The sequence below is a fragment of the Pseudomonas corni genome (assembly GCF_057128765.1).
Window position 1 is genome coordinate 131,484 of the sequence record NZ_JBSKHW010000005.1, and the last position, 20,342, is coordinate 151,825.

The 20,342-nt window shown below is 54.7% G+C and carries 17 protein-coding genes; 14 read left to right on the forward strand and 3 right to left on the reverse strand.

Going from position 1 to position 20,342, the window contains the following annotated elements; translation table 11 throughout:
- Positions 1-11 precede the first annotated feature (11 nt).
- Positions 12-1,577, forward strand: a complete 1,566-nt coding sequence (locus ACWKV9_RS10805; protein WP_483836105.1) for a methyl-accepting chemotaxis protein — start codon at positions 12-14, stop codon at positions 1,575-1,577.
- Positions 1,578-1,881: 304 nt separating this feature from the next.
- Positions 1,882-2,547 carry a hypothetical protein gene (locus ACWKV9_RS10810; RefSeq protein ID WP_483836106.1) on the forward strand — a complete coding sequence of 222 codons (666 nt, stop codon included), beginning with the start codon at positions 1,882-1,884 and terminating at the stop codon, positions 2,545-2,547.
- A 168-nt stretch (positions 2,548-2,715) separates the two neighbouring features.
- On the opposite strand, the gene ACWKV9_RS10815 is transcribed toward ACWKV9_RS10810, so the two are convergent.
- On the reverse strand, positions 2,716-3,150 hold the full coding sequence (locus ACWKV9_RS10815) for a hypothetical protein (protein WP_483836107.1): 435 nt from the start codon (positions 3,148-3,150) through the stop codon (positions 2,716-2,718).
- A 224-nt stretch (positions 3,151-3,374) separates the two neighbouring features.
- On the opposite strand from ACWKV9_RS10815, the gene ACWKV9_RS10820 reads away from it, so the two are divergent.
- The gene (locus tag ACWKV9_RS10820; protein ID WP_483836108.1) at positions 3,375-4,043 is read left to right on the forward strand and encodes a hypothetical protein; all 669 of its coding nucleotides are present in this window, start codon (positions 3,375-3,377) and stop codon (positions 4,041-4,043) included.
- Between the two features lie 54 nt (positions 4,044-4,097).
- Here the strand turns inward: ACWKV9_RS10820 and ACWKV9_RS10825 are convergent, their stop codons facing one another.
- Positions 4,098-5,906, reverse strand: coding sequence for an autotransporter outer membrane beta-barrel domain-containing protein (locus ACWKV9_RS10825; RefSeq protein ID WP_483836208.1), 1,809 nt, complete (start codon positions 5,904-5,906; stop codon positions 4,098-4,100).
- Between the two features lie 1,150 nt (positions 5,907-7,056).
- Here ACWKV9_RS10825 and ACWKV9_RS10830 point away from each other — a divergent pair.
- The 3 genes from ACWKV9_RS10830 to ACWKV9_RS10840 all read left to right on the forward strand — a co-directional run bounded on the left by ACWKV9_RS10830 (position 7,057) and on the right by ACWKV9_RS10840 (position 12,537).
- Positions 7,057-8,919, forward strand: coding sequence for a hypothetical protein (locus tag ACWKV9_RS10830; protein WP_483836109.1), 1,863 nt, complete (start codon positions 7,057-7,059; stop codon positions 8,917-8,919).
- Between the two features lie 55 nt (positions 8,920-8,974).
- Positions 8,975-11,926: an Ig-like domain-containing protein gene (locus tag ACWKV9_RS10835; RefSeq protein ID WP_483836110.1), complete on the forward strand. Its 2,952-nt coding sequence runs from the start codon at positions 8,975-8,977 to the stop codon at positions 11,924-11,926.
- 125 nt (positions 11,927-12,051) lie between these two features.
- On the forward strand, positions 12,052-12,537 hold the full coding sequence (locus ACWKV9_RS10840) for a hypothetical protein (RefSeq protein WP_483836111.1): 486 nt from the start codon (positions 12,052-12,054) through the stop codon (positions 12,535-12,537).
- Here ACWKV9_RS10840 and ACWKV9_RS10845 read toward each other — a convergent pair.
- Positions 12,526-13,215: an alpha/beta family hydrolase gene (locus ACWKV9_RS10845; protein WP_483836112.1), complete on the reverse strand. Its 690-nt coding sequence runs from the start codon at positions 13,213-13,215 to the stop codon at positions 12,526-12,528. The genes ACWKV9_RS10840 and ACWKV9_RS10845 overlap by 12 nt on opposite strands.
- An 839-nt stretch (positions 13,216-14,054) precedes the next feature.
- On the opposite strand from ACWKV9_RS10845, the gene ccoN reads away from it, so the two are divergent.
- The 8 genes from ccoN to ACWKV9_RS10885 all read left to right on the forward strand — a co-directional run bounded on the left by ccoN (position 14,055) and on the right by ACWKV9_RS10885 (position 20,256).
- Positions 14,055-15,497 carry a cytochrome-c oxidase, cbb3-type subunit I gene (ccoN, locus tag ACWKV9_RS10850; protein WP_483836113.1) on the forward strand — a complete coding sequence of 481 codons (1,443 nt, stop codon included), beginning with the start codon at positions 14,055-14,057 and terminating at the stop codon, positions 15,495-15,497.
- Positions 15,497-16,108 (forward strand): cytochrome-c oxidase, cbb3-type subunit II, encoded by a 612-nt coding sequence (ccoO, locus tag ACWKV9_RS10855; protein ID WP_483836114.1) that lies wholly within the window; start codon positions 15,497-15,499, stop codon positions 16,106-16,108. The genes ccoN and ccoO overlap by 1 nt, the downstream gene beginning before the upstream one ends.
- A 5-nt stretch (positions 16,109-16,113) precedes the next feature.
- The gene (locus ACWKV9_RS10860; protein ID WP_483836115.1) at positions 16,114-16,305 is read left to right on the forward strand and encodes a cbb3-type cytochrome oxidase subunit 3; all 192 of its coding nucleotides are present in this window, start codon (positions 16,114-16,116) and stop codon (positions 16,303-16,305) included.
- A complete protein-coding gene (gene ccoP / locus ACWKV9_RS10865; RefSeq protein ID WP_483836116.1) occupies positions 16,302-17,276 on the forward strand; it encodes a cytochrome-c oxidase, cbb3-type subunit III in 975 nt (324 codons plus the stop codon). The genes ACWKV9_RS10860 and ccoP overlap by 4 nt, the downstream gene beginning before the upstream one ends.
- A 143-nt stretch (positions 17,277-17,419) precedes the next feature.
- Complete coding sequence (locus ACWKV9_RS10870) at positions 17,420-17,671, forward strand: type II toxin-antitoxin system Phd/YefM family antitoxin (protein WP_483836117.1); 252 nt, start codon at positions 17,420-17,422, stop codon at positions 17,669-17,671.
- Entirely contained in the window at positions 17,671-18,120 is a 450-nt protein-coding gene (locus tag ACWKV9_RS10875; RefSeq protein ID WP_483836118.1) for a PIN domain-containing protein, read from the forward strand. The genes ACWKV9_RS10870 and ACWKV9_RS10875 overlap by 1 nt, the downstream gene beginning before the upstream one ends.
- Before the next feature lie 153 nt (positions 18,121-18,273).
- Positions 18,274-19,689 (forward strand): cytochrome c oxidase accessory protein CcoG, encoded by a 1,416-nt coding sequence (gene ccoG / locus ACWKV9_RS10880; protein ID WP_483836119.1) that lies wholly within the window; start codon positions 18,274-18,276, stop codon positions 19,687-19,689.
- Between the two features lie 27 nt (positions 19,690-19,716).
- Positions 19,717-20,256, forward strand: a complete 540-nt coding sequence (locus ACWKV9_RS10885; RefSeq protein ID WP_483836120.1) for a FixH family protein — start codon at positions 19,717-19,719, stop codon at positions 20,254-20,256.
- Positions 20,257-20,342: the final 86 nt, after the last annotated feature.

Here is a 20,342-nt window from a genome sequence, read left to right on the forward strand (position 1 = left end):
ATAGATAGCTCATGCGCAATAACCAGCCCATCACACAACGCGACCGCACGTTCCCAGAAAACCAACGGTTGATTTCAACGACCGATACGCGTGGTGTGATTACTTACTGCAACGACGCATTCGTCGAGATCAGCGGCTTTTCCTACGAGGAACTGCTGAAGGCGCCGCACAATACCGTGCGCCATCCGGATGTGCCGTCGGCGGTTTTCGAGCATATGTGGACCACGCTCAAGCAGGGCCAGCCTTGGATGGGGATCATCAAGAATCGCTGCAAGAACGGTGACCATTATTGGGTCAATGCCTATGTCACGCCGGTGTTTGAAAACAAACAGGTAGTGGGTTTTGAATCGGTACGGGTCAAGCCAACGGCCGAGCAAGTCCGACGCGCCGAGGCGCTTTATAAACGCATCAACAGCGGCAAGGCGGCGGTGCCGAGCCGCGATAAATGGTTGCCGGTTTTGCAGAATTGGTTGCCGTTCATTCTGGTCAGCCAACTGAGTTTTCTGATTGGCGTCTGGCTTAATTCCCATTGGGGGTTCATCCTCGCGGCCGCGCTGTCCGTGCCGTTAGGACTGCTGGGCCTGAGCTGGCAGCAACGTGGTATCAAGCGCCTGTTGCGCCTGGCCGAGCAAACCACCTCTGATCCTTTGATCGCTCAGATGTACACCGACAGCCGTGGTCCGCAAGCGCGCCTTGAAATGTCGATCCTCAGCCAGGAAGCGCGACTCAAAACCTGCCTGACTCGCTTGCAGGACACCGCCGAGCATCTGACGGATCAGGCCAGACAATCCGACAGCCTGGCCCAAGCCAGTTCAAGCGGACTGGAACGTCAGCGCGTCGAGACTGAACAGGTCGCCACGGCCATCAACCAAATGGCAGCGACAACTCAGGAAGTCGCCAGCCACGTTCAGCGCACGGCCGATGCTACGCAGCAAGCCAACGCGCTGACCCGCAAGGGGCGTGGCATCGCCAGCGAAACCCGCGAAGCGATTCAACGCTTGTCCGCATCGGTTGGTGAAACAGGGCTGACCGTCACTCAACTGGCGAAAGACAGCGACGAAATCGGCGGTGTGGTGGACGTCATCAAGGGCATCGCCGACCAGACCAACCTGCTGGCCCTCAATGCGGCCATCGAAGCCGCACGCGCCGGTGAAATGGGTCGCGGCTTTGCCGTCGTGGCCGATGAAGTCCGCCAACTGGCACAGCGTACGACCGCCTCCACAGCGCAGATCCACAGCCTGATCGCCAAGCTCCAACAAACCGCCAATGCTGCCGTCCAGACAATGAGCACTGGTCATCGCCAGGCGGAAGAAGGCGTGCAGCGTGTGCTGGAAGCCGACGAGGCCTTGGTTGGCATCAGCGATGCTGTCGCCAACATCACCGACATGACCACACAAATCGCCGCCGCAACGGAAGAGCAAAGCTCGGTCGCCGAAGAGGTCAGCCGCAACATTACGACGATCGCGCAACTTGCAGACCAGACCTCCGACGAAGCCCGCCGCTCCGCAACACTCAGCGCTGAGCTGACCAGTACTGCTAACACCCAGTATTCGCTGGTGGAACGCTTTAACCGGTAGATATTTACCGCACAACTCAAAAAGCCCCGGCAGATGCATGTGCCGGGGCTTTTTTCGTTTGCGCGCGCCGTGGTCAAAAGTAGGAAATTTCTGAAAATGAATCTAATTGCCGCTTGACCCAATAAATGTGGGGGATGGGCGTGGGATGTAGGGTTGACAGGTATCGCGGACTCCTATTAGTTGAAATACAGATTGAGGTAAATAGTTACTGCACAACGGTGGCTTAAATCTGATCTATATCACTAACTTTGAGCGTGTACACCACCAGGACTGGTGGTCGTGGATGCTTGCCTGGAGAAAATCCATGAATACTTCTGAGTTTCAATATCCATTTGCCGCGCCGATTGTCCCGATTGCTGATCCCGTAGATGGGTTGTTACAGACAGCAGATCTTGGCCAGCCGATTCCGGTTAATATTCTGGCGTGGGATGCAATTCAACCAGGATATTACATGCAGCTGATGCTAAATGGCCGTCCTGCAGGGGCAATCTATACGTTTACCGACACAGACAGGCCAGGAAAGATCGTTACAATGCAACTTAATGAGCAATTACTGGATAGGGATAGAACTTACGAGCTTCGATTTCGAGCAACAAGCCCCAGGAGCAATGTAAGTGAGGATTCGCCGATAACTACGTTGAAAGTAAGCAGATCGATACCAGGCGCGGCTTTGATAGCAGCTATTATTTTCCCTAATATCACACTGGGGAATGAGTTAACTGGCTGTATAGCAGGCTATACCGGCATGCAGACAGCCGATCAAATTCAAACAGTATGCAATGGAATAAAAGGCCCCCATCACACCGTGATCGATGAAGAACTACAACACACACCGATCAACATAGTTTTCGAGCGAGAGTTTTTACAAAGTCTCGGAAGCAGCAGTGTACTCATCGAATACTTCATCACGGACCGAGCCGGAAATGTATCGATCATGTCGCTGCCTATGACTTTGACGATTCAAGCGTAAAGCCTTGGCTGCCCCGCGCGCCTGAAGTTGATATGTGGTGAGCTTTCACTCCATTAAAGGAAGTACCGATGCAAATGGAACCAGAGCATTTGAGCTGCTCCTGCCATCACGACAGGCGTAGCGGATCGACCAATCACACAAGAGAGCAGATACGTTACCTTCAAATGCTCAGCTTGCGTCGAACACAGAGTTGTTATCAATCTTCATGGCCCACATCGACCCGTATGGCGGGGTGCGCAGGGGACATCCAGGAAACGGCTCCCCAACGACATAGCGAAGTCCACTCAGAACCTCCCCACGGACGTCGCGGACCAAGCCATGGAATTGGGTTCTGCCCCGAGTTGTGTCGACCTTTGGAGGGTTCGACTGCGTCATCACCGCCAAGGCGGGCAACCGCTCCCTGAATTTCCAGGCAACATGATCGAAATATTGGGCGAACTTCACATTTTTTGCATATTCATTTGGATAGATCACAAAAAATATCGATATCTTTTTGGCAACATACAAAAAATAAATCAAGTAATGGATAAAAGCTTCAGTCGGGTCGTCTCGCTGATAAGTTTCCAGCGCCCCACAGCACTTTCGGAATTTGGTGTAATACATGTCTTACATATCGCCCCGGAAAAGTTTGTTTTACCCTTGAAACCCCCGTAATCACTGGCCCGGGTAAAAATTTACAATTCGAAGTATTTTGAAACATTCCAGTCGCGGTAGGGCGGTGATGTCGCACGCGCCACTGAAAACCGGGAAGTTGACAACGGGATTTTTGAAACTGAACATATGTCCACGGCGCGCTCATCCGGCAGCCCTCGCTGCGGAACCTGAGCATGTCCGATATTTTTAATAACAAAGCTAACGGAGCCAATATGGGAAAGGACGGCAGAAAAAAGCCTCGCTTCAGGCCAGACATCGATGCATCCCGTATCAAAAAACAAGAGAGCGATGATAATGATGTGCCGATTGAAAAACTCAGCATTCCTCCCCTCACCTCAGGTTTTATCGACTCAATAGGTTATCAGGACGATGAAGAATCTGCGGAGCTCTACAGAGAGTCGCTGAGACGTGCTCTTGGACTTGAGTGGTCACAAGAAGAAGAGGAAGACGAAATGGTCCTTACCCCTAACCTACTGGCGCCATCTCTCGCTGGTGCGAATGCCAGTAGTATTACGCCGGAGCAAATTGTCGCTGGCGTATATATCAATATCCCTCGATCCAGAACACTGTGGCCAGGAGATCAAATAAAACTGATCTGGGGACGTAATACTTTTTATACCACTCTGGAGCCGAATCCGTGCACCAAGGACCCGCGACTGGTTCAATTTATAAATTGTGAGCAGCTTGCGCACTATCAGAACGGTGAAGTCTCAGTTCACTATGAAGTGGTACGTCGATCCCGCTTGGTCGGCATTTCGCATCCGCTGATGATATATGTCGAGGGGAACGGCAGACCCAGACTTGGTCCACGCCGACGATCAGTAAGACGTAAAGGCTTTTAACGAAAAAATCCCAGCTACCTGACGTAGCTGGGATCCGAATCAACTCAACTAATGTTAGAAGGCCAATTTAAGCCCCAGGTTCGCTCCCCAGGGCTGCTCGACATGCTCACCTTTCATGTAATCGAAATCTGCATGCAGCTGAATACGCTTGGAGAGGGTGACAGCAACACCCGCTCCAAGCTCTGCGCGAGATCCGAACAGATCGTTATTAAACCGAGTGTCATTGACTGTCACATCATTACTGCGAGCAAACTCATGGGCCATCGCTACACGAACATAGGGTTGTACGACACTGCCATCTTCAAGCGCAAAATTGCGCCCCGCCGTCGTGCCTACTTTGCCGAGCACCGATTGCGTGCGGGAGTTTTTAGCCTCCATCCCGTTGTCCAGCGAATAGCTGTCGCCGCCAATGGAGACGCCAGACAGCTGTGTGTAGGGCTCGATGAAATAGCCATCAGCAAGCTTGATGTGCTTGCCAAACTCAACCGACCCACCTACACCAGTGTTGCTATAACGCCCCTTGGCTTTGCTGCCATCGGACATCGCCACCTTCGACTCGTTACGGAACCTGTTGAACTTCAGCACACCGTCCAGGTAGTAACCGTCATCGGACAGCCAGGTACCATACGTGCCGATGTAGTAACTGTTCACCGTACCCGAGCTGCCACGGCTCAAATCCAGATCAGATTTGCTGTAGCCGCCCATCAAGCCCACGACAAGACTGCCTTTGCCAACCGGCATAGGCGCATCCGCACCAAACGACATGCCTTGCTGGTTCTGCTGGTAGCTGAGACCGGAACCCGTGCTGGCGTCGAAGCGGTTGCCGTAGCTTCGAATCCATCCACCCCCTTCTTCCTGCCCTCGCACCTCGCCCATGCGACTGCGCAGAGTCGTCAGCTCGCTGTTCCAGATATTCGGCGCTGCATTGAACAGCGCCAAAGCGCTCTGCGTGGAAGGACTAATGGTTTTGCCCTCGCCCACAATGAACCAGTCGTTGCCTTGCTTCTCAAGCAGATAAGAATAGGCACCGAGATCGACACGATTACCGATCAAGCCGAACTGAGCGTCGCCGCCTTCGGTGTGGACAATCCGCAAAGGGTCAAACTCGGCAGGCACTGCCTCAACGCCAGTGTTTTTTACGTTCAGCTTATGGTAGCCGGTTGCCTCCCCGTTGACCTCCAGCAGGTCGCCCTGCGCGGTGTCCAGGTTGATGCGCATATCGAAGGTGCCATTGCCAGCAAGTTCGTTCAGCGACAGTTTGTGGAAGTCACCGCCAGCAAAGCTCACCTGACCGCGCTCCATCGTGAGTTTGTCTACATCACTGTCGCCCATCAGTTGCCACCGGGCACCGGAATTGATCGCTATGTTGTTACCGTTGATGATGTTTCCGGCCAGTTGCGCGCCATTGCGCAATTCGACGTCCAGGGTGCTGCCTTCCTCAACGAACAGGTTGCCGGTGAGCCGACTGTCATCCACCATAAGATCCAATGCGCTTTCGTCGAAGACCTCCACCAGGTTGGCATTGCCGGAGAGCAACGATGCATCGTTTCTGAGGGTTATCTGCGCTATAGCGCCATCGCCACGCGCGCCGACAAGCTTGATGGCCGGGCCGTTAACGCCCTGGATTGTGGAATGGTCGATATCAATGACGCTGGGGGTGTTAGGGATAACCCCTCCACCAGGCAGACTGGACGCTGACCGGATCCTCAGGCCGATATCATCGCCTTTGATCAAGCTAGTGTCGCTGATCTTGATACTTGACGTGTTGGTGTCAATGCCTACGGCTTCACCGTGGACGCCTCGCAATCCAATGACGTCGGTGCCACTTACTGACACATCGCTGTTCGCCACTTGCATGGCCATGCCGACGCCGGAAATAAAGCTGTTCGCGATGGTAGCCTTGGATCTCACTGGCACGGATATGCCTCCGGTTCCGCGACCACTGATTATCAGCCCTGCAGCACTCGAACTCACGATGCGTGTGTTATTGGCCGTCAATTTGCTCCCTTCTATCTTGACCGCGGCAGGGTCAGCGGGGTCAGGCTTCAAATCATGGTCGACCACTGCGTCGATAAGGTTGAGCGTCGCGGCTTGTGAGTCAATGCCGCTCACCGTCGCACCGTTGACATTAAGAGTAGATCTTTCCAGCAATCCATATGAAAGACCGGTTGAAGTATTCACATCAAGTGTGTCGCCCGCTGCGACGATGACATCGGATGAAGCTCTGGGGCCTAAGTGTTCATCCTCCGCGGCATAACCCAAAGAGGTCGCTCCACACAGAACCCCAAGGGCGGTAATTTTGCTCATACCTATCAGCGTGTATTTGCTATTCACTGTTAACTCCTCAATCGCGCGCTAAATAAATGAAGAGTGTGAAGGGATTTTCCGTTGAGGGGACCACTTTACATTAACCACTGCTATCGGCAGTTTCCTATAACCATGTAATACCGAGCCTACATTGAAGCCATCAAACTCTCACTCTTCAGCCCGTTATAAAATAAATATCTAACGCACACTTGACAGTTAAACAGCTACCCGATTAGCTCGATTACAGACAAGCACCAAAAGTCTGTCCAAAACTATAACAGCGACGGCTACACATATGAGTCCTAAAAACCTTACAACGCGTCGCAGACCTGAATTATTTTACAAAGGAAATCTTTCATGAATTCTGAAAGATTTAATCTACTACGCCTGACCAGGCACAAATATTTATCTTGACTGACAACCTGCAAGCATAGGCCGCGCCTTGGATCCGCTCCAACCGTAGGAAGTTTCTGTTACAACCCCAACAAATCTACTTAGAGAAAAATAATTAATTAACACAACCCGTTGACACAAACATGAAATTACGATTATTTGAAAAAGAGTTTAAAGAATCAAGCAGGCAACAGACTACCCTTGACCTATAAACCGTTATTCACCACAAATCTACTGTGCATCAATAAAATTTAATACAGCGGCCATCTACTTAAAGACGGAGTCCCTGGCTGCTTAAAATATGGAGAAGTTTATGTGTAATTCACGCAATACCCGCTCACTGGTCAGCCGTGCCCGTAATTCTAAGCCTCGTGCCTTGGCGGCGCCGGTTATTCCCCTGGCAGATCCGATCGATGGGCTGTTGACCCTGGAAGACTTACTGCTACCCGTCACCATGTCGCTGGTTGTCTGGGACGAAGCATTGCCCGGTGATACCTATCAACTGCTTTGGAATGACAACTTAATCGGGTCAGCAAAGCCCATTGGCGACGACGACCTGCCGGGTGATCCGTTATCGCTTGATTTACCTGCGGCGCTGCTAGTCGAGGGCACTCATCAGGCGCAATACCTGGCAAGGGATGCCGGCGGTGGCTTGAGCAATCCATCGCCAGCGATTCCGGTCATCGTGGACCGCACTGCACCCGGCGGCGATCTATTGGCGGCACTTGTATTTCCAGCCGCTACCCAGGACGGCATGCTGACGTCGGAAGAACTAACCGCGCTGGGCAATGTGCTGGTCGCCGAAGTACCGGGTTATACCGGCATTGCATGGGGTGACCATATACGCTCTTTCTGGGGTTCGGTGCCTGGGCCGGAACATACCGTCATTCCGGAAGAAGTGACCATGAACCGAGTGATGCTGAGCTTCCCTCGGGTATTTCTGGAAAGCCTCGGTGACGTCACGGATCCGGTGTACTACGTCGTAACCGACCGTGCAGGAAATGAGTCGATTCATTCGCTGCCAAAACGATTCCGCCTTTTCCTGCGCGAAGTGCCGGCAGATTTTCCAGCACCGCTGTGCGCTCAAGCGGATGACTCGCTCATCGATGACGCCGACGCCCGTGCTGCAGTGCTCGTTGAGATTCCGCAATTCCCTGACGCTCAGCCCGGCGACAAAGTCATGCTGTACTGGGGTGATACGGCAATGCCAGAGGCCACAGTGATGGCTGGTGACGAAAGTCAAAACCCGATTTTCGGCATCAACGTCCGTTACCCTGTGATTGCCCTGCCGGGCGATGGTCCGGCGAAGCTTCATTACGAAGTCCGTCGCAACGGCGTATTGATCGGCACCTCGTTGGAGCTGGAGGTCATCGTCTACCTTGAGCTGCCAGGGCCTCAAGATCCCGATCCGGAAACTCCCGAAAACGAGAGCCTTGCGTTGCCGGTCATTCAGGGCACCAGCGATAACGCCAACAACGAAGACAATGTGATCGACGAAGATGATTTTCTGCTTGAGGCTAAAGCGCTTATTGAGTGGAACGAGGAGTTCGCCGTCAGCGATGTCATCCGACTTTATTGGGGGTCACAGGCTACGCCGGTAGTCTTCCCGATTAAATCGACAGATTTGAATAAGAATCTTGAACTTACTATTCCCAACCAACTCTTGGCCAGCGAGGGGTCAGGAGAACTAATCAAGGTCTTTTATACCGTCACTCACAATGGCAACCCTAATACCTCGCGCTCCGCGGCGCAGCCTGTAGCGGTGAGCGCCAAAGGAGACCTGCCAGGAGGACTGGAAGGCCTCGCGGCTCCTGTCTTCAGCAATGCGAATGAGAACAACGCGATCAGTCCGATTCTTAGCCCGGACGGGACGCCGATTCATATCGCACCGTATGAGCATATCGACAAGTACCCGCGGGTCACTTTGATATTTCATGGCTACAACGCCGCCAATGGTAATACACCGGTTCCAGGTGCGAGCGTTGAGGAAACTCATATCCTCGACGAATTCGAAATGATCGGCGGCTACGACTTCCGCATTTCGGACAGACAACTGCGGCTGATCTGCACAGGGCGTGCAGAGGCTTACTACAGAGTTGAGGGCCCTAATGGTCCGGTGAACTCAAAGACTGCACCAGTGCTCATCCGCATGGCAATCCCTGGCGAAGGCTGCTGATTTAAAAGGCGAGTCTACGGGCTCGCCACTTTTAACAAAAATAAGGATTCAACCCATGAGCGTTTCAACTCGCGCACCCTTGCCTGCGCCAGCGATGCAGAATCTGCATGATCCAAGCGGTATTGGATACGCCGATACACTAGACCCTCAGGTTCCCCTGTTTGTAAGAGTTGGCCCGTATGTCACTATCGCGGCCGGGGACATCATTGACCTTTACTGCAATCAAAATCCGGTAGTTCAGTACACGGTAAAACAGGAAGATCTGACTCCCGAAACACCTTCGTTTGTAATATTACCCCTCGACCAAAAATTCATCGCCCCTGACCAAATAACATTGTTCTATACCGTCACGGAACCCATTGGCGGCTTACGGAATGAATCGTTGCACAGTGCGGTTCCGGTGAAGTTCAGCTTACCGGGAGGAACCGACATTAATCCTGCCACTCCTTGGGAAAATGAAGCACTTGTTCTACCTCTCGTCTCGCCTGAGGGGATCATTTCTTCCCCAGAGGGCGTCAGCGTCGAAATAAGTCCGTATTTGAATATGAGCGTCGGGGACAACATCACACTGTCCTGGCACGGCGAATTTATTCGCAAAATTATCCTTGCTGAAGACGAAATCGCGAAACCTGTGATTCTCCCTGTCAGCAAAGAAATCATCGAACGAGCCGGTGATTCCGACATGATCGAGGTTCGGTATGAAGTTCGGGATTTAGTAAACAACTGGTCGCGATGGTCCTTGGCGACCTATGTCGACGTTGAAGCTGGACAGTCAACATTGGCAGCACCCGTGGTTCCCAAGGCACCTGGCATGGAACTGGATCTCGATAAGTTAAATGGCGACCCGGTGCAGGTGCTGGTCCTTTCCCAACCCGAAATCAGCGATGGCAATGAGGTTTTGCTATTGGTAGAGCGCAGCACCGCAGAAGGTATGCCGCTGGAAACTTACAGCGCCTCGAAAATTGTTGAAAACGCTGGAAGCTTTATTGAATTTCTCGTCCCAAATGAGCAATTTCAGCCAATCACGCAAGGCCGCGCCCGGCTGAAGTACACCGTGAAGAAATCAGATGGTGATGTACTGCGATCCAAAAGCCTGCCGGTTAAGGTTATTGGAACTGCTACGCAACTAGCGTTGCCGCGCGTCCCTGCGGCCGAACTGAATAATGGGGTACTTGATCCCAATACAAACAACGTTATCGTTGAAGTCCCTCCTTACCATTTCATGAGCGACGGCAATGACGTCACCTTGGTTTGGATGGGTAAAAGCGCCAGCGGTGCAAATGTTATGCACGAAGAGTTAAAGAACCTGAACTTGGGTGATGTCGGCAAGCCCATTAACTTCCTAATTCCAGATGAAAAGGTAAGCGCCCTCGCAGGCGGCATGGTAGAGGTTTACTACTCAATCACGACCTATGCGCGTACGTTTTTCAAATCACCGGTTTTACAACTTATGGTTGGAGACGACAGTAATGTTTTTCTTGTTCCCCCATCAGTCGATGGAGTTGACAGCGACGGCGTACTCGACCCTGCATCGATAGTGCTGGAGGCTACCGTTCGGATCGCACCTTACTCGATGGCCGAAGGTGACGAAGTAACGATTCATTGGGACGGTCAAGGTTCCAGTGGCACCTACAGCGACTCGACCATTATCAACAGCGGTACTATCGACAGGGAAATTGTCTTTAGGGTCGAGAAATCCTACGTCGACGCAAACATCAAAAACAACGTCATCGTATGGTATGAAGTGGATCGTAACAGTCAGAAATTCTTGTCTGAGCAATATCGATTCTCCGTTGGGAATATTGTTTATCCAGTTCTCCCTGCACCGCGCATTAAGGAGGCAACGGACAACCTTCTCGACCCAGCGAACGCAACTGACGGAGCCACGGTAGTTGTCGACGTGAATGCGATTTTGAACGAGGGCGATCTGCTTCGCTTCAGTTGGGAAGGCCCGAAGGGCAGTGATCGGAAGGAAAAACTGATCGAGAAAGAAGAGGCGCTTAAGCCGGCTGAAATCGTCTTCGCCAGTTCACTCGTCAGCATCAACGACGGGCAAACCGTGGACGTTTCTTACAGCGTGACTCGCACCAGTGGCATCGTTCAGGACTCCGACGTCGTGTCATTGAGGATCTTGAGTGCGGTGCTTGAACTGCCTGCACCAACGATGGACACCGTTGGCCCGGACGGCATCCTACGGCCTTCACTGATTCCCGAATCGGGGGGCTCTGTTCGGGTCAGTTATCCAGACAGCACAGCGGGCGATCTGGTCATGGTCCGCTGGATGGGCACCGTTCTTGAAGATACGCCTGCTCAGACGATTGGCGCCGAGCCTACGCTGACATTCAATGTGTCGAAGGCGGCTATTTTAGCCTCCGAAGGTACGACGGCCACGCTGCACTATTACGTTCAGCGTGCAGGTGTGGGCCGCGAATCCGAGAAGTTGGCGCTAACGGTGACATCTGCCCTGGAGTTTGACACCTCGGCTGTGGTGCTGAGCGGCAAGGTGTATCTGTTGCCTGGAACCCCCGAATTGCTGCCGACATTCCCGACAGGTACGACCGTCAAGCGCGTGGCAACGGGAGGTAAACCGCCCTATGTCTACCACTCAAGCGATGTTCAGATTGCCCAGGTCGATACGGAAGGTCTGGTAACCGTTCGCGGCAAAGGCGGCGCGACCATTACCGCTACGGACGCGGCAGGCGAAAGCAAGGCGTACAGCGTTTCGGTGACCGGTGTCATCCATTGCGTTGGCGTCGGCTCCGGCAACTTGACGCAGGTTTCCAATGCGGCGACAGCCATCGGCGCACGCATCCCGAACATTCAGGAATTGATCGAAATCTATAACGCCTATAAAGGGCGCTGGCCAATGGGCAAAGGCCTGTACTGGTCATCAACCGTGGCGAAGACCGTGCTGGGGGCAAAGTGGTATTACGCCAAAGACCTCAACACCGGCAAGGACTACAAATACCTGCACGTCAATGGAGCGCTCGGCGTCGCGATTCGATAAACGCTGCTGGATTGCATTCACTCTTCAGCGGGCTGCTTTAGCCCGCTTCCCCCCGGCGCCGTAACTGTTCGGCGCCTGCGGGGGCTTACGTTTCGTGAGCAACATTATTAGTTGAGAGAGAGATCATGACTGATTCAATAAATCTCCAGAAAATCCGGCTGGACCCGCCGTCCCTTGCCGAACAGTTTCAGGCGACGGTCAACGGCAAGCCATTTGTTGCTACCAGCGTGACAGCCTGGTCCTGTTGGCGCACGGAATTGCTGCACAAACCAAATCGGCGGATATGGAAAATACTCGTCACCGGTCACGTTGCCCGGCACGGCACCAGCATAGGCCTTTTTATTGACCAGACTCTCGGCCCTGGCACGTACGACGTGGTGAGTAATCCGGGCATCAGCGTCGTTTATCACAGGACGCCACGCCAGATCGCGCGGGTCTATCACTCGCGATATTTCCAGACTGGCGAATTGACCCTATTGGAGTGCGACCCTGACACTCAACGCCTGCGCGGTATTCTTGAGTTCGGCATGTCTTCCATCAACTTCAAGCTGGCGCAAGGCGCGTTCGACGTGCAGTGGATCGACGAAGCATCGGTTGCTTCAGCGCAGTAACAAAAGGGCAGCTTGCGCTGCCGCAACCTGCAGACATGCTTCATGGGTTACACCCGAAGACTTCAACGGTTTGAGGTCGTGGTTGGCGGTGGGCAGCCAATGTACGTCGATAGCTTTGGACAGTACGTATTGCTCAACAGTCTGACGATTCCCCAAAGCGTCACGCTCCCCTTGAATGATCAAGGTGGGGGTTTTCAATGACTCCAGATGCGCCACCCTTGGCTTTTCCGGCTTGCCCACGGCATAGAACGGGTAACCCAAGCACACCAGCGCATCCACGCTCAGTTCGTCGGCAATCAGACTGGCCATGCGCCCGCCCATGGATTTGCCACCAATGGCCAAGCGCCCGCTGACCAAGGGTCGCACCGTTTCATAGATCTGGCGCCAGCTCTCCAGCAATTTGGGCTGTGGATTGGGAGGGCGTTTCCCGCCGTCGATTCGGCGTTGGGCCATGTAGGGAAATTCGAATCGCAACACGCCAACGCCCAAATCAGCCAGACGCAGCGCCATGTCATTCATGAACTCGCTGTCCATCGGAGCCCCGGCGCCGTGGGCCAGGATCAATGTGGCCGGCGTATTTCCCCGGCCGCTGTTTGGCGCGTTCCACAGCCAACCCTGTTGCGCGGCACACTTCACGATCTGCTTGTCATCGTCACGGCTGTTGGACGCTTTACTCACATTTGCCTCGCTATTGATTGTTCATCCCACATCCGGACTCGGCGGCGGTCCACAATTATGCCGCAATCAACCCCGGAGCCTGACAGCCAAGGTTCAGCTCTGATTGGCTAGGCTCACCTGGCACTTCGGAATAAAGCACTGAAGCCATGGTCGCCCCAACCTGCACGCAACCGGGGAGCTCCAGTTTCGTATCGTTTTAAGCCGCCATCGCAGACTATCCGTTACGGTCGCGAGGGTCATTTGCCTGCTCAGGCCAAAATATTTTGGGCAGTGATAATGTGCAATTAGTAACGACTTTTGTATACAACTTGCAGTACAAAACCCCTCCTAAAGTTCAAGGAACGTTGGGGATTTAACGTTTCAGCACTACCTGAAACGTGTCAACACCGCGCCTTGCAACGGGGCGCGGTGTTCCTGTCCCAATGCGCGGCCAAGTGTCGCACTCCCGATGTATACGACTTCCCAGGCCCGCGTTTCGCGACTAAGCTTGCCCGAACAATGACCTGGCAATTGCGGGTCGCAGGACAGGTGAACGGTTTTGGCGGGCAATTTCCGAGCAGCGCTGACTAGCAAGATGTGCGGCTAGTAACGCGGGTTTGTATCCATATTTGCTGCGGCAAGATGATTTCCAAGCACACCTTACTTGTCTTCCGGCCTGTTCCGGTCCATTTGGCACGTTCTCTTTGCGCGTAATAGCGTCGGGACCGCGCCTTAAGCGACACCGATTCTGCGTTGCTACGCCTTTGCACTACGCCCGCCGCGTTGCAAAGCGTCTACGCTAATTGGGTATTGCGTCCGATGGTTACCTCTAATAAATATCCGAATCGTGGAACCTGAGAATGAGCACAGCAATCAGTCCGACTGCTTATAACTATAAGGTAGTGCGCCAGTTCGCCATCATGACGGTGGTCTGGGGCATCCTCGGCATGGGGCTTGGTGTTTTCATCGCCTCCCAACTCGTTTGGCCAGACCTGAATTTCGGTCTCCCGTGGACCACCTTCGGACGTCTGCGACCGCTGCACACCAACCTTGTGATCTTCGCCTTTGGCGGTTGCGCGTTATTTGCCACTTCTTATTACGTCGTGCAGCGCACCTGCCAGACGCGGCTGATTTCCGACAGCATGGCGGCGTTTCACTTCTGGGGATGGCAGGCCGTCATCGTCGGCGCCATCGTGACCCTGCCGCTGGGTTACACCACCACCAAGGAATACGCCGAACTGGAATGGCCGATTGCTATTCTGCTGGCCGTCGTCTGGGTCACCTATGGCGTGGTGTTCTTCGGCACCATCGTCAAACGCAAAACCAAGCACATCTATGTCGGCAACTGGTTCTACGGCGCATTCATCGTCGTCACCGCGATGCTGCACATCGTCAATCACATATCGTTGCCAGTCAGCTTGTTCAAATCCTATTCGGCCTACTCCGGCGCCACCGACGCGATGATTCAGTGGTGGTACGGACACAACGCCGTAGGGTTTTTCCTGACAACCGGCTTTCTCGGGATGATGTATTACTTCGTGCCAAAACAGGCCGAGCGCCCGATCTATTCCTATCGCCTGTCCATCGTCCATTTCTGGGCGCTGATCACCCTGTACATCTGGGCTGGCCCGCACCATTTGCACTACACCGCCCTGCCCGACTGGGCGCAATCCTTGGGCATGGCGATGTCCATCATCCTGTTGGCCCCCAGCTGGGGCGGCATGATCAACGGCATGATGACGCTGTCCGGCGCCTGGCATAAATTGCGCACCGACCCGATCCTGCGGTTCCTCGTTGTGTCCCTGGCGTTCTACGGCATGTCGACGTTTGAAGGCCCGATGATGGCGATCAAGACCGTCAACTCGCTCTCTCACTACACCGACTGGACCATCGGCCACGTTCATGCGGGCGCATTGGGCTGGGTAGCGATGATCTCCATTGGCGCGCTGTACCACATGATCCCGAAAATCTTCGGCCGTCCGCAGATGCACAGCATCGGCCTGATCAACACGCACTTCTGGCTCGCGACCATCGGCACCGTTCTCTACATCGCGTCGATGTGGGTCAACGGCATCACCCAGGGTCTGATGTGGCGCGCGATCAACGACGACGGCACGCTCACTTACTCATTCGTCGAAGCGCTGCAGGCCAGCCATCCGGGTTACATAGTGCGTGCTCTGGGCGGTGCGTTCTTCGCCAGCGGCATGCTGTTTATGGCCTACAACGTGTTCCGTACGGTTCACGCGTCCAACCCTGAAGAAGCCGAAGCTGCCGCGCAGATCGCTGTCGTGGGAGCTCACTGATGATCAGACACGAAACGCTGGAAAAGAACATCGGCCTGCTGTCGTTGTTCATGGTCATCGCTGTCGCCGTAGGCGGTTTGACTCAGATCGTGCCGCTGTTCTTTCAGGACGTGACCAACAAGCCGGTTGAAGGCATGAAACCTCGCCCGGCGCTTGAGCTTGAAGGCCGTGACGTCTTCATCGCCAACGGCTGCGTGGGTTGTCATTCGCAGATGATCCGCCCGTTCCGCGCCGAAACTGAGCGCTACGGGCACTACTCGGTAGCGGGCGAAAGCGTCTGGGATCATCCATTCCTGTGGGGCTCCAAACGTACCGGGCCGGACCTGGCGCGAGTGGGCGGTCGTTACTCCGATGACTGGCATCGCGCGCATTTATATAACCCGCGCAACGTGGTGCCCGAGTCGAAAATGCCAGCGTATCCCTTCCTGGTCGAGAACCGTCTCGATGGCAAGGAGACGCCGAAGAAGATGGAAGTTCTGCGCACCCTGGGCGTTCCGTACACCGATGCCGACATTGCCGGTGCGACCGACGCCGTGAAGGGTAAGACCGAGATGGACGCGCTGGTTGCCTATCTGCAAGGCCTGGGCACTCTCATCAGAAGCAAACGGTGATTGCGATGGATATCGGAATGATTCGAGGCCTCGGCACCCTGGTGGTGATGGTGGCTTTTATCGGTCTGGCGTTGTGGGTGTTCAGCCCCCGCCGCAAAGCCGAATTCGACGACGCGACCATGCTGCCGTTTGCCGATGATCCCGAGGCGATCAAGCAAGTGCAGCAGGCAAAAGCTTCCAGGAGCGACAAACAATGAGTACGTTTTGGAGTCTGTACGTCACAGTCCTCACCCTGGGTACGATTTTCTGCCTGACCTGGCTGTTGCTCGCGACCCGCAAAGGCCAGCGCGCCGATGCCACCGAAGAGACCGTCGGCCATTCGTTCGACGGCATCGAGGAGTACGACAACCCGCTGCCCAAATGGTGGTTCATGCTGTTCGTTGGCACCATCATCTTTGCCTTGGGCTATCTGGTGTTGTACCCAGGGCTGGGTAACTGGAAGGGCTTGCTGCCGGGCTATGACTACGTCGACAACGACAAGAAAACCGAGTTTTCCAACGGCCAGCAAGGCTGGACCGGCGTGCATGAATGGGAAAAGGAAATGGCCCGCTCGGACGCACGCTTTGGCCCGATCTTCGCCAAATTCGCCTCTATGCCCATCGAAGACGTCGCTAAAGACCCGCAGGCCCTGAAAATGGGTGGTCGGCTATTTGCTTCCAACTGCTCGGTGTGCCATGGCTCAGACGCTAAGGGCGCTTATGGCTTTCCAAACCTGACTGACGCTGACTGGCGCTGGGGCGGCGAGCCGGAAACCATCAAGACCACCATCATGGGCGGCCGTCATGCGGTGATGCCAGCATGGGGCGACGTCGTTGGTGACCAAGGCGTGCGCGATGTCTCGGCCTACGTATTGAGCCAACTCGATGGCCGCAAATTGCCCGAAGACGCCAAAGCCGACGTGGCCGCCGGGCAAAAAATCTTCGCCGCCAACTGCGTCGCCTGCCACGGGCCGGAAGGCAAAGGCACCGCTGCGATGGGTGCACCTAACCTGACCCACCCCGCCGCGTTCATCTACGGCTCAAGTTTTGCCCAACTGCAACAAACCATCCGCTACGGCCGCCAAGGCCAGATGCCCGCGCAGGAACAGCTGCAGGGCAATGACAAGGTGCATCTGTTGGCGGCGTATGTGTATAGCTTGTCTCACGGGGACAAACCGGCAACGGAGTAACACGATCGCGGCCAGTAAATTAGCGTCGTTTCAGGGATTGCCGATTCCGTTACATCTTCGAAATTGTAGATCGGGGGTTACCCCGCTATGCTGACCGCGCACGAGTAGCAACATGACTACATTTGGCATAAGGAGCAGTGCGCATGGTCACGACCGTTTCAAGTCGAGAATTCAATCAGGACACCAGCGGCGCAAAAAAAGCCGCTCTGGAGGGTCCGGTATTCATCACGGACCGAGGACGCCCAGCCTATGTACTGGTCACCATCGAGGATTATCAAAAGCTGGCAGGCGGAGCTGTCAGCATAGTCGACATGCTGGTAATGCCTGACGCCGACGATATAGATTTCGATCCCCAGCGGGCCTACATCACAAAGCGCAGTGTGGATCTGTCCTGATGTTCCTGCTTGATACGAACATCATATCCGAACTCAGAAAAAGCCAGGCCAACAGCAACGTGGTGATGTGGGCTAATCGAGTTCCGCCTGCGAGCCTTTACCTATCGTCGATCACTATTCTGGAACTTGAAACCGGCATTCTCAGGATTGAACGACGCGACCAGCCACAAGGAGCACGGCTCAGGAACTGGCTGCAGCACCATGTATTACCTGCCTTTGAGGGTCGAATCCTGCCAGTCGACAGCGTCGTGGCAATTCGATGTGCGCAGTTGCACGTTCCAGATCCCAGGAGTGAATACGACGCTCTGATCGCCGCCACTGCGCTTGTGCACGGTATGTCAGTAGTGACCCGAAACACCAACGACTTTCGCGGCAGCGGCGTGAAGGTGCTCAATCCCTTCGTTAGCCAATTAAATGAGGAAGCTGGTGAGTACTTAGTCAGGCGGTAATAGGTGATTTCGCCTTCCAGCCATCCTGTGTAGCCACCGAAGGGGAGCCATTGGACTAAAGTTAATAGCGGTATTGGCACGATCATAGTAGTCCACCGACCCCGACCGGCATGCACTGGCCGAGGCACTTTTCCACCGCCGTGGGATGCACCGATGAGCAACCAGATTCCGGTACACAACGTCACGCCGCCAGCGAAAAAAGACGGTGACACAGTCGACCTCTATGCCTCTCGGGAGAAGATCTACACCCGCGCGTTCACCGGTGTGTTTCGCAACTTGCGCATGGCTGGCGGCGCGCTGTTGTTTGCGTTGTACTTCGGCACGGTCTGGCTGGACTGGGGCGGTCATCAGGCGGTTTGGTGGAACCTGCCAGAGCGCAAGTTCTACATTTTCGGCGCCACTTTCTGGCCCCAGGATTTCATCCTGCTGTCAGGCATTCTGATCGTCAGCGCATTCGGATTGTTCTTCATCACGGTCTTCGCGGGCCGCGTGTGGTGCGGGTATACCTGCCCGCAAAGCGTGTGGACGTGGATTTTCATGTGGTGCGAAAAAGTCACCGAAGGCGACCGCAACCAGCGCATGAAGCTCGACAAATTACCCATGAGTGCCAACAAGTTCGTGCGCAAGCTGGCCAAGCACAGCCTGTGGCTGATCATCGGTTTCGTCACCGGCCTGACCTTCGTCGGTTACTTCTCCCCCATTCGCGAGTTGGTCATCGAATTCTTCACCGGACAGGCCGATGGCTGGTCATATTTCTGGGTCGGCTTTTTTACCCTTGCCACCTACGGCAACGCGGGCTGGCTGCGCGAACAGGTGTGTATTTATATGTGCCCGTACGCGCGCTTTCAGAGCGTGATGTTCGACAAGGACACATTGATCGTGTCCTACGACCCACGCCGTGGGGAGAAACGCGGCCCGCGCAAAAAAGATCTGGACTACAAGGCTGAGGGCCTGGGCGATTGCATCGATTGCACCATGTGCGTACAAGTCTGCCCCACCGGCATCGACATTCGCGACGGCCTGCAAATCGAGTGCATCGGTTGCGCTGCGTGCATCGACGCCTGCGACACGATCATGGACAAAATGGCCTATCCACGGGGCCTGATCAGCTACACCACCGAGCACAATTTGTCGGGGCAGATTACTCACAAATTGCGCCCGCGCCTGATCGGCTATGCCGTGGTATTGCTGGCGATGATTGGCTTGCTGGTGGGGGCGTTCTTGATGCGTTCGCTGGTGGGTTTCGACGTCAGCAAAGACCGCGTGCTGTACCGGGAAAACGCCGAGGGCCGTATCGAAAACGTCTACAGCCTGAAGGTCATGAACAAGGACCAGGTGGACCACACCTACCTGCTTGAAGCGACGGGTTTGCCGGACCTGAGAATGCAGGGTCGTCGGGAGATCAAGGTCAGTGCCGGGGAAATCCTCAGTCAGCCGGTGGAACTGTCGGTCGCGCCGGAGCAACTGCCGTCCAGCACCAACGAAGTGAAGTTTATCCTCAGGGACGCCGACAACAGCGGCACTGAAATACAAGCCAAGAGCCGATTCATCGGTCCACAAGTTCGTTGATCCCGACGAGAAACAGAGAAGTCAGCCATGCCCGCAGCAACCGCTTCAAGCCCTTGGTACCGGCACCTCTGGCCGTGGATCATCATTGGTATTCTTGCCTGCTCCGTCACCCTGACCCTGGCCATGGTGACTATCGCGGTGAACAATCCGGACAACCTGGTCAACGACAACTATTACGAAGCCGGCAAAGGCATCAACCGCTCGCTGGACCGCGAGTTGCTGGCACAAAGTCTCAAGCTACGCGCCACGGTGCACCTGGATGATATGACCGGCGAAGCCGATCTGCGCCTGACCGGTAATAGTGAACCGCAGACCCTGGAGCTGAATCTGATTTCACCGACCCAGCCCGAGAAGGACCGCAGGATTGTGCTGACCCGTAGCGAGTCCCAGGTTGGCCGCTACGTCGGTCAGTTGAACGACAAAGTGCAGGGGCGCCGTTTCGTAGAGCTGCTGGGCGTAGACAACGGCCAGACCTGGCGCATGTTCGAGGAAGAAGCGGTCAGTCATGACCAGGATCTGGTGCTGGGCGACGAGCCACTGCAGGGTGCGGAAGATTTGAAGCGGTGATGAGCCGATTTCCTGCGCTTTCACCAGCACCTGAGCGGAAGCTTTCGCGGAAAGGTCCGTTCCCACATGGGTGCGCGATCTACTGT

What these genes read in the sequence shown, in the direction of transcription:
- ACWKV9_RS10840 (WP_483836111.1), top strand. Translation starts at nt 12,052, where the DNA reads ATGACTGATTCAATAAATCTCCAGAAAATCCGGCTGGACCCGCCGTCC.
- ACWKV9_RS10815 (WP_483836107.1), bottom strand. Translation starts at nt 3,150, where the DNA reads ATGTATTACACCAAATTCCGAAAGTGCTGTGGGGCGCTGGAAACTTAT.
- ACWKV9_RS10820 (WP_483836108.1), top strand. Translation starts at nt 3,375, where the DNA reads ATGTCCGATATTTTTAATAACAAAGCTAACGGAGCCAATATGGGAAAG.
- ACWKV9_RS10885 (WP_483836120.1), top strand. Translation starts at nt 19,717, where the DNA reads ATGCCCGCAGCAACCGCTTCAAGCCCTTGGTACCGGCACCTCTGGCCG.
- ACWKV9_RS10875 (WP_483836118.1), top strand. Translation starts at nt 17,671, where the DNA reads ATGTTCCTGCTTGATACGAACATCATATCCGAACTCAGAAAAAGCCAG.
- ACWKV9_RS10805 (WP_483836105.1), top strand. Translation starts at nt 12, where the DNA reads ATGCGCAATAACCAGCCCATCACACAACGCGACCGCACGTTCCCAGAA.
- ACWKV9_RS10835 (WP_483836110.1), top strand. Translation starts at nt 8,975, where the DNA reads ATGAGCGTTTCAACTCGCGCACCCTTGCCTGCGCCAGCGATGCAGAAT.
- ccoN (WP_483836113.1), top strand. Translation starts at nt 14,055, where the DNA reads ATGAGCACAGCAATCAGTCCGACTGCTTATAACTATAAGGTAGTGCGC.
- ccoP (WP_483836116.1), top strand. Translation starts at nt 16,302, where the DNA reads ATGAGTACGTTTTGGAGTCTGTACGTCACAGTCCTCACCCTGGGTACG.
- ACWKV9_RS10830 (WP_483836109.1), top strand. Translation starts at nt 7,057, where the DNA reads ATGTGTAATTCACGCAATACCCGCTCACTGGTCAGCCGTGCCCGTAAT.
- ACWKV9_RS10810 (WP_483836106.1), top strand. Translation starts at nt 1,882, where the DNA reads ATGAATACTTCTGAGTTTCAATATCCATTTGCCGCGCCGATTGTCCCG.
- ccoG (WP_483836119.1), top strand. Translation starts at nt 18,274, where the DNA reads ATGAGCAACCAGATTCCGGTACACAACGTCACGCCGCCAGCGAAAAAA.
- ACWKV9_RS10870 (WP_483836117.1), top strand. Translation starts at nt 17,420, where the DNA reads ATGGTCACGACCGTTTCAAGTCGAGAATTCAATCAGGACACCAGCGGC.
- ACWKV9_RS10860 (WP_483836115.1), top strand. Translation starts at nt 16,114, where the DNA reads ATGGATATCGGAATGATTCGAGGCCTCGGCACCCTGGTGGTGATGGTG.
- ccoO (WP_483836114.1), top strand. Translation starts at nt 15,497, where the DNA reads ATGATCAGACACGAAACGCTGGAAAAGAACATCGGCCTGCTGTCGTTG.
- ACWKV9_RS10825 (WP_483836208.1), bottom strand. Translation starts at nt 5,906, where the DNA reads ATGGCCATGCAAGTGGCGAACAGCGATGTGTCAGTAAGTGGCACCGAC.